This window comes from Paraburkholderia sp. BR10937, from assembly GCF_040965695.1.
Lineage (GTDB): Bacteria > Pseudomonadota > Gammaproteobacteria > Burkholderiales > Burkholderiaceae > Paraburkholderia.
The window spans coordinates 157,415-164,163 of sequence record NZ_JBFRCL010000016.1; the positions used below are offsets into that span (position 1 = coordinate 157,415).

General features: G+C 61.3%; 9 protein-coding genes. 3 read left to right on the top strand and 6 right to left on the bottom strand.

The window, feature by feature from the left end; genetic code table 11:
• Positions 1–23: 23 nt before the first annotated feature.
• Both AB4Y44_RS15845 and AB4Y44_RS15850 read right to left on the bottom strand, forming a co-directional pair.
• On the bottom strand, positions 24–494 hold the full coding sequence (locus tag AB4Y44_RS15845; protein WP_342918853.1) for a ribonuclease domain-containing protein: 471 nt from the start codon (positions 492–494) through the stop codon (positions 24–26).
• A gap of 542 nt (positions 495–1,036) precedes the next feature.
• A complete protein-coding gene (locus AB4Y44_RS15850) occupies positions 1,037–2,149 on the bottom strand; it encodes an alkene reductase (RefSeq protein ID WP_368700142.1) in 1,113 nt (370 codons plus the stop codon).
• 326 nt (positions 2,150–2,475) lie between these two features.
• On the opposite strand from AB4Y44_RS15850, the gene AB4Y44_RS15855 reads away from it, so the two are divergent.
• Positions 2,476–3,810, top strand: a complete 1,335-nt coding sequence (locus AB4Y44_RS15855; RefSeq protein ID WP_342918614.1) for a D-amino acid dehydrogenase — start codon at positions 2,476–2,478, stop codon at positions 3,808–3,810.
• Positions 3,811–3,859: 49 nt separating this feature from the next.
• Here AB4Y44_RS15855 and AB4Y44_RS15860 read toward each other — a convergent pair whose 3' ends face one another.
• Entirely contained in the window at positions 3,860–4,396 is a 537-nt protein-coding gene (locus AB4Y44_RS15860; RefSeq protein ID WP_342918613.1) for a Uma2 family endonuclease, read from the bottom strand.
• Between the two features lie 349 nt (positions 4,397–4,745).
• Here AB4Y44_RS15860 and AB4Y44_RS15865 point away from each other — a divergent pair, with 349 nt between their 5' ends.
• Positions 4,746–4,958: a hypothetical protein gene (locus tag AB4Y44_RS15865; RefSeq protein ID WP_342918612.1), complete on the top strand. Its 213-nt coding sequence runs from the start codon at positions 4,746–4,748 to the stop codon at positions 4,956–4,958.
• 15 nt (positions 4,959–4,973) lie between these two features.
• On the opposite strand, the gene AB4Y44_RS15870 is transcribed toward AB4Y44_RS15865, so the two are convergent.
• Positions 4,974–5,153 carry a hypothetical protein gene (locus AB4Y44_RS15870; protein WP_342918875.1) on the bottom strand — a complete coding sequence of 60 codons (180 nt, stop codon included), beginning with the start codon at positions 5,151–5,153 and terminating at the stop codon, positions 4,974–4,976.
• Between the two features lie 11 nt (positions 5,154–5,164).
• Entirely contained in the window at positions 5,165–5,341 is a 177-nt protein-coding gene (locus tag AB4Y44_RS15875; RefSeq protein ID WP_368700134.1) for a hypothetical protein, read from the bottom strand.
• A 239-nt stretch (positions 5,342–5,580) separates the two neighbouring features.
• On the opposite strand from AB4Y44_RS15875, the gene AB4Y44_RS15880 reads away from it, so the two are divergent.
• The gene (locus AB4Y44_RS15880) at positions 5,581–5,799 is read left to right on the top strand and encodes a hypothetical protein (protein WP_342918610.1); all 219 of its coding nucleotides are present in this window, start codon (positions 5,581–5,583) and stop codon (positions 5,797–5,799) included.
• 65 nt (positions 5,800–5,864) lie between these two features.
• On the opposite strand, the gene AB4Y44_RS15885 is transcribed toward AB4Y44_RS15880, so the two are convergent.
• Positions 5,865–6,617, bottom strand: coding sequence for an IclR family transcriptional regulator (locus tag AB4Y44_RS15885; protein WP_342918609.1), 753 nt, complete (start codon positions 6,615–6,617; stop codon positions 5,865–5,867).
• Between the last annotated feature and the right edge of the window lie 132 nt (positions 6,618–6,749).

Here is a 6,749-nt window from a genome sequence, read left to right on the forward strand (position 1 = left end):
ACTACGAGGATCAGGAGTCGCCTTTATTCGGCAATGCGCTTGAAACTGACGTAGTAGTCGTCGGTGTAATAGCAGTCGCTGGTCTGCTTGCGCGGTCCGCCGCATACGATCCGGCGCTGCCCGCGATCCGTCATGCCCGGGGTGCGCACCGTGTATGTGTGGTAGTAGCCGCGCGGATGCTTCGGCAGCAATTGCGCCGTGTTACGGAACAGGACGCCGTCGTCCGCGAAAGGAAAGGGGCCGCCCGCCTTGATCAGCCGCAGTGTCTCGGCCGCTTCGCCCGGCAACTGTGCCTTGGTGACGGTGCCCAGCGCGCCAGGCGCTTGCGTGCCTGATGCGGCGGGAGTACCGCTTGCGCCCTGCGCTGGCTGACCCGGCGCCTGGCTCGCGGAGGCGCCCGACGCCTCGATGGCGTTTCGCGAACTCTCCTTGCCGCATCCGCCAAGGATCGCGCTCATGGCGACGACGCAAGGGAAAACCCACGCTCTCTTCACGAAACGACTCTCCCCTCGTTGATTGGAACTCGACGACCAGGATAGACGTAAAGGTAGCGCTAATGGCGCAGCGAATCAATGTTCGGCCGGAAACGAGCATTCGGTACACGACACCCCGGCCGATGCGCAGCGGCCGCTCACACCCGTTCCGATGTAAGCGGCCTGGACTTGCAATCACATGATGCCTGGATGACGCGGAACTTCAACTGCGTGGTGTTCCGCACTTCAACTGCGTGATGCCCTGCTCTTCAACTGCACGATAATCTGCACTTCAACTACGAGTTGCCCTGCACTCCTCATTGATTTGACAGCGTGGTGCTTCGACATTAACCGCTCAACTCTGCCACCTACGACGACAACTGCCGGACTGCTGTTCTGCAACGGGTACACGGTATGGTCCAACTCGACCGCAGGAGGGGAATCCTGGGATGAAGCCAACGTCTCGCTCCATGAAAGATAGTATAGGCGTAGACGCGCCGAACCAATTGCCCGAAACGAGCCCAATATCGCGCCGAGTTCACGCAATTGGACGGCCTCCTGGTTCAGGCTATCGCTTGTGCCTCCGACCGATAGAAGGGGTAGTCCGTGTAACCGATGTGTGTGCCGCCAAAGAATGTCGGGCGGTCATACGGGTTGAGCGACAGCTTGCGACGGAGCCGCTCCGGAAGATCGGGATTCGCAATGAAGTGACGACCGAATGCAACCAGATCGGCATCGCCGGCCTGCAGAATCGCTTCGGCCTTTTCGCCGTCGAAGCCGCCGGCCGCGATGATGGTGCCCGCATAGTGCTTGCGAATGAGCTGGGCAGCAACCGGATCCGGATCGGCGGCCTCGTTTTCGACATTACCGAGAATGCGGGGTTCGATGAGGTGCAGGTACGCGAGATCCAGCTTCGCGAGTTCTCGCGCAACATACGTGAACAGGCCGACAGGGTCGCTATCCGACATATCGCCCCATGACCCGCTCGGCCCAAGGCGCACGGCAACCTTGTCGCTTCCCCACACGGAAATCACAGCACGGGTGGTTTCCATCAACAGGCGCGCGCGGTTTTCGAACGAACCGCCATAGACGTCCGTCCGTTTGTTGCTGCCGTCCTGCAGGAACTGGTCGAACAGATAGCCGTTGGCGGCATGCAATTCGACGCCGTCGAAGCCGGCCGCGACGCCGCGAGCCGCCGCAGCGCGAAAACTCTCGACGATACCCGCGATTTCATCCGTCTCCAGGGCGCGATTCGGCGTATTCGGAACCCAGCCGGCGTCCGTGTAGGCGACGCCGCCGTGAAGCACTTCCGAGGGACCCACAGGCCGCCCGCCGTCCGGTTGCAACTCAGAGTTCGACTGGCGCCCGGCGTGGTAAAGCTGCAGGAAAATCTTCGCGCCTTTCGCGTGCACGGCATCGGTCACGCGCTTCCAGCCCGCAATCTGACTATCGTCATACAGGCCAGGCGCACCAAGGTATCCGTTGCCGTTCGGCGCAGCGATGGTGGCCTCGCCGATCAGGAAGCCGCCTGCCGAAACGCGTTGCGCGTAATACTCCGCCATCAGCGGGCCGGGAATCGCACCGCTTTCGGCGCGCATGCGGGTAAGCGGTGCAAGAACGACCCGGTGCGAGAACGTGTAAGGCCCGACTTTGACTTCAGAAAAGAGCGTGGACATGATTGACCCGAAGAATGATGGGAAGTCGCGTCGATCACTGCTTGTCCGACGTGACAGGGGCGAAGCCGCGGAGCTTGCTTCCTTCACCGCGACATCGATGGGCTAGAGTGTATATGCACACATCGATTATTTTGTCCCGATTCCTTCCAATACTGTTCGCGTATTTCGCAAACAATGCCTCAGCCGTGAAGCCGGTTTGAAAACATCCGGCCTCCTCCAGTCGGCATGGCTATTTCAACCAGAAATGGCCAACTAAACATTATTGAAAACTGCTCGCATGTCGCTAGCATTCAATCATCGACTGCCGGATCGAATCCCGGCAGCGTTTGTCAGCTATGTGCGGCCTCCTGGCTGGGGAGACGAAGGATATGCGAGTTCTGGTATTGGGTAGCGGGGTCGTCGGCGTGACGAGCGCGTACTATCTGGCGCGCGCCGGTCATGAAGTCACTGTCATCGACCGCGAGCAAGGTCCCGCGCTAGAGACGAGCTTCGCGAACGCCGGGCAGATTTCTCCGGGATACGCGGCGCCGTGGGCGGCCCCTGGCGTGCCGCTCAAAGCCGTTAAATGGATGTTCCAGAAGCATGCTCCGCTCGCCATCCGCCCGGATGACGCGGACAAGCAGTTCCAGCTCCAGTGGATGTGGCAGATGCTGCAGAACTGCACGGCGGAGCGCTACGCCATCAACAAGAACCGCATGGTGCGGCTCGCGCAGTACAGCCGCGATTGCCTGATGGCGCTGCGCGCGGAAACGGGTATCCAGTACGAAGGACGGACCGGCGGCACGCTGCAGGTCTTCCGGACGCAGCAGCAGTTCGACGGCGCGGCAAAGGACATCGCGGTGCTCAAAGAGGCGAACGTTCCCTACGAGTTGCTCACTGCAGGCGAACTCTCGCGGGCCGAACCGGCCCTCGCCGCGGCCTCGCATAAACTGACCGGCGGTCTTCGCTTGCCCGGCGACGAGACAGGCGACTGCCAACTGTTCACGACCCGGCTTGCCGCTCTCGCCGCGGAGGCCGGCGTAACGTTCCGCTACAACACGACCGTCGATACGCTCGTCGTCGAAGACTGCAAGGTCGTCGGCGTGCGCCACGGAACCAGGCTCATTCACGCCGACGCGTTCGTTGTCGCGTTTGGCTCGTATTCGACGAGCTTCCTGTCAGGCCTCGTCAAGATTCCGGTCTACCCGCTCAAGGGATATTCCATCACGGCGCCTATCGTGGACGAGGCACGCGCCCCTGTCTCGACTGTCCTCGACGAGACCTACAAGATCGCCATCACGCGTTTCGATAAACGCATTCGCGTGGGCGGCATGGCCGAAATCGTCGGGTTCGACAAGCGACTGCGCGAAGCCCGCCGCGAGACACTCGAAATGTGCGTGAACGACCTGTTCCCGGGCGGCGGCGATACATCGAAGGCGACGTTCTGGACCGGGCTGCGGCCGATGACGCCGGACGGCACGCCCATTGTCGGCCGCACCGCCGTGCCCAACCTCTTCCTGAACACGGGCCATGGCACGCTTGGCTGGACCATGTCGTGTGGTTCGGCGCAGCTACTCGCCGACCTGATTTCAGGTAGAAAGCCCGCTATCGAGCACGACGATTTGAACGTGTTCCGCTACGCCAGGGAGCCGGAGGCCCCGGCGGATTTCGCGCTGGATTAGTCAGTACTGCTGGTGGAGTGGTGAGCGTCGGCCGACGCTCACGTTTGAATCAGTGCGAAGACGGAGCGAACGCTTCGAAGTACATCCGCTCGAGTGTGAGCGTGATGCCGAACTGCGAAGTTTGCCGCAGTCCATTGGCGCCACAGAATTGCAGCTCTCCGCGCTGGCCGACGACGATGACCTCCTGGGCGCCGCCCTCCAGGTACGCCCTGACTCGCGCGCCGATGTCATGCGCATACTTGCGGTCGAGGAGCACCTCGACGCACAGATCCGGCACAAACGGAACGGGATCGTCCCGGTCAAACCCTTCCCACTTTTCAGGCGGCATCCAGACGACGTCGGGTACGCGGATGCCAAATGACGGCGTCGCCACAGCAACCGACATCGCGGCCACGTGACCGATCTGCTCGGCGATCTGGCAGTACACGTCGGTGAGAACGATCTGGCGCCGTGCCGAGGGTTGAGGATACGGCACCGCTTCACCGCGGCCGTCGAGTTCACAGCATTCCCACGCCCCGGAATCTGCGCTGGGGTGCATCCGACGCCAGGTCGCTACCAGCCCGTCCTGCTCGAGAAGAGTCGACACAACCACAAGCCTCCAATAGGGGAATTCTCTAAGGGTATTCCCTTTGTCGGCCGCTGAAAAGCCGTTGTTTCTGTGCATTGCACAATAAACTACCCGGTGTGCATGGGTTCGATCTTGCGGCCGTTATCGGGCCATATCGGAAGGTCTGACACTTCAGCGTCATGCTGACGCTGCGACCGAATCTGACTGGCGTTGGTCTTGATTGTGCAACGCGTCAGAACCGCCCCAAAGGGTACGATCAACGTCGAGTATTCAGCTTTTGCCGAAGTCGCATTCTGCGGGCGCGTCGTTGAAGTGATACCGTAAGTGTTTGTCGAGTGCGCCCTGGCGCTTGAACACGAGAAGTGCAATGGAAATCGATGCGGAGACTTTCCGGCGACTGCGCCGTCTCGCCCCCGTCGTTGACGACATACTCAACGCCGGGGAAGTTGAACATGCGGGCCAGGCAGTGAATCTCGCGGCACTCGCGCAACTATGCTCGACCCTCTTCGACGCTTACTGCTCGATGCATCCCGAGGAGACCGCGCAAGCCAACCTCGACATGCTCGAGTCGCAAAAGTAGCGACCGGCGCCAGGGTCACTTCGGGTCCGGATGCGCCAGGCCCGCTTCCTCAATAATCTGTTCGTATTTTTCCGCGCCGACGACATCGCGGTACTCCTGCTTCAGCCGGATGAGCGCCTGCGCCGTTTTGGAAATCACCCCGTAGACTTCCAGCTGCTCAGCGTGCACGAGGGCCTGCCCCAAAGTCATGGCCACGTCAGTATTCCTTATTGCAGTTGAACAGCCATCAAGTCGTTGACGAACGTGGGCTGGGCCGAAGCAAACTCCATCAGGTTGGGGAAGCCCTCGCTAAGCGCAAACGCTTCCAGCGCATCCTTGCCGCAGTCAGCCCTGATGCGGCCGTAGCTTTCGACCATCTTCAGGTCGGTAATCAAGTACACCATTTCAACCTCTTTGCGTCTCTGGATGCCTCGAGTCGTTGTTCACTCAAGGATTCTTTCGAAGAGTACGTAGCGTCACTTAAATCGAGCTTAAACAACGCCGACAGGTCGAATGCCTTGCCAGGCCGGCGATTCGGCAGCGCACGCCGCCGCCACGGCGCTTGGCGGTATGCCCTCGTCGATGAGAGAAGTTAAGATGAGAACGAGATAGGCAACGGCTCCCGTCTTCGGGCACCAGAAAGATGGAACGAGAGACATACAAAGGCTACGATTTGTGGGGTCACGCCATCGCGCAACAGGCAGAGCTGCTGACGCCGGAGCGCTACGCGGGTGGCGGGACCATCATTCAGGGTAACAAGCTCATCTGCACTTCCGGCGTCCTCGACCTGTTCGATTCGGAGGAGGAAGCGCAGGACGCGGGAATCGCCTGGGCAAGGGCGTGGGTCGACACGCACGGTTAGCGCACAGGTGAAACGCCGGGTCCCTGGGTACTTCGAATAGCAACGTCGACGAGCAACGCCGCCGCTCAGTCCGCCTCACTCTTTTGCCAGGTCAAAAGAATCTGCTGCTTCGCCGTGGTCAGCGTCGCCACGTGCTCGCTCAGCTGCTCGCGGATCCGTTCGGTCGGGCCGCCAATCGAGAGACCGTACAGGTCGCCGCCGAAATCGAGAGCGACGGCCACCGCCGAAAGCTCGGGCGCACTCTCGCCGATATTCGCGTACCAGCCTCGCTCATGTGCAGCGCCGACCTGATCGATGAACGTGGCACAGTCGGCCACCGTGGCAGCCGTGAATCGCTCGAATTGGAGCTTCGCGCAGAGTGCTTCGCGCGTCGACGCATCGAGTTCGCCGCAAATCACCTTGCCAATCGAGTTCGCATGCAACGGACGCAGTGACCCGGGCGCGCAGGCATAGCGCACGGCCTTCGCCGATTCGACCACGTCGAGATAGATGACCTGCGTGCCATGGATCTTGCCAAGCACGATGGTCTCTCCCGTCGCGTCGCGCAGCTCGACAAGCCGGGGATGCAGCATTTGCACCACCGGATCGACGGCATTGATCGCGTTGGCGAGCAGTTGCAGACGCCGCGTGGGATAGTAGCCGCGCCGCTTGCGCACTTCGTAGAGATAGCCGCGGCTCACGAGCGTGCGGGCAAGCGCGAGGCAACTCGACGACGGCACCTCCAGAAGCCGCGCCATTTCGGCGAGCGCGAGCGGCCTCTGTTCGGCGGCGAAGAGCTCGAACAGGTCGAGCGTGCGGGCAACGAGTTTGACGTCCATGGATCGGGCGTGGGTCGGGCTTGGGTCGGGCATTCGATCGCAAGGCGGCGCGATACCCCTTGCACGGTTCAGTAAGACTTCGGCAACCCGAGCACCTTCTCCGCGATGAAGCACATGATCATTTGCGGGCTG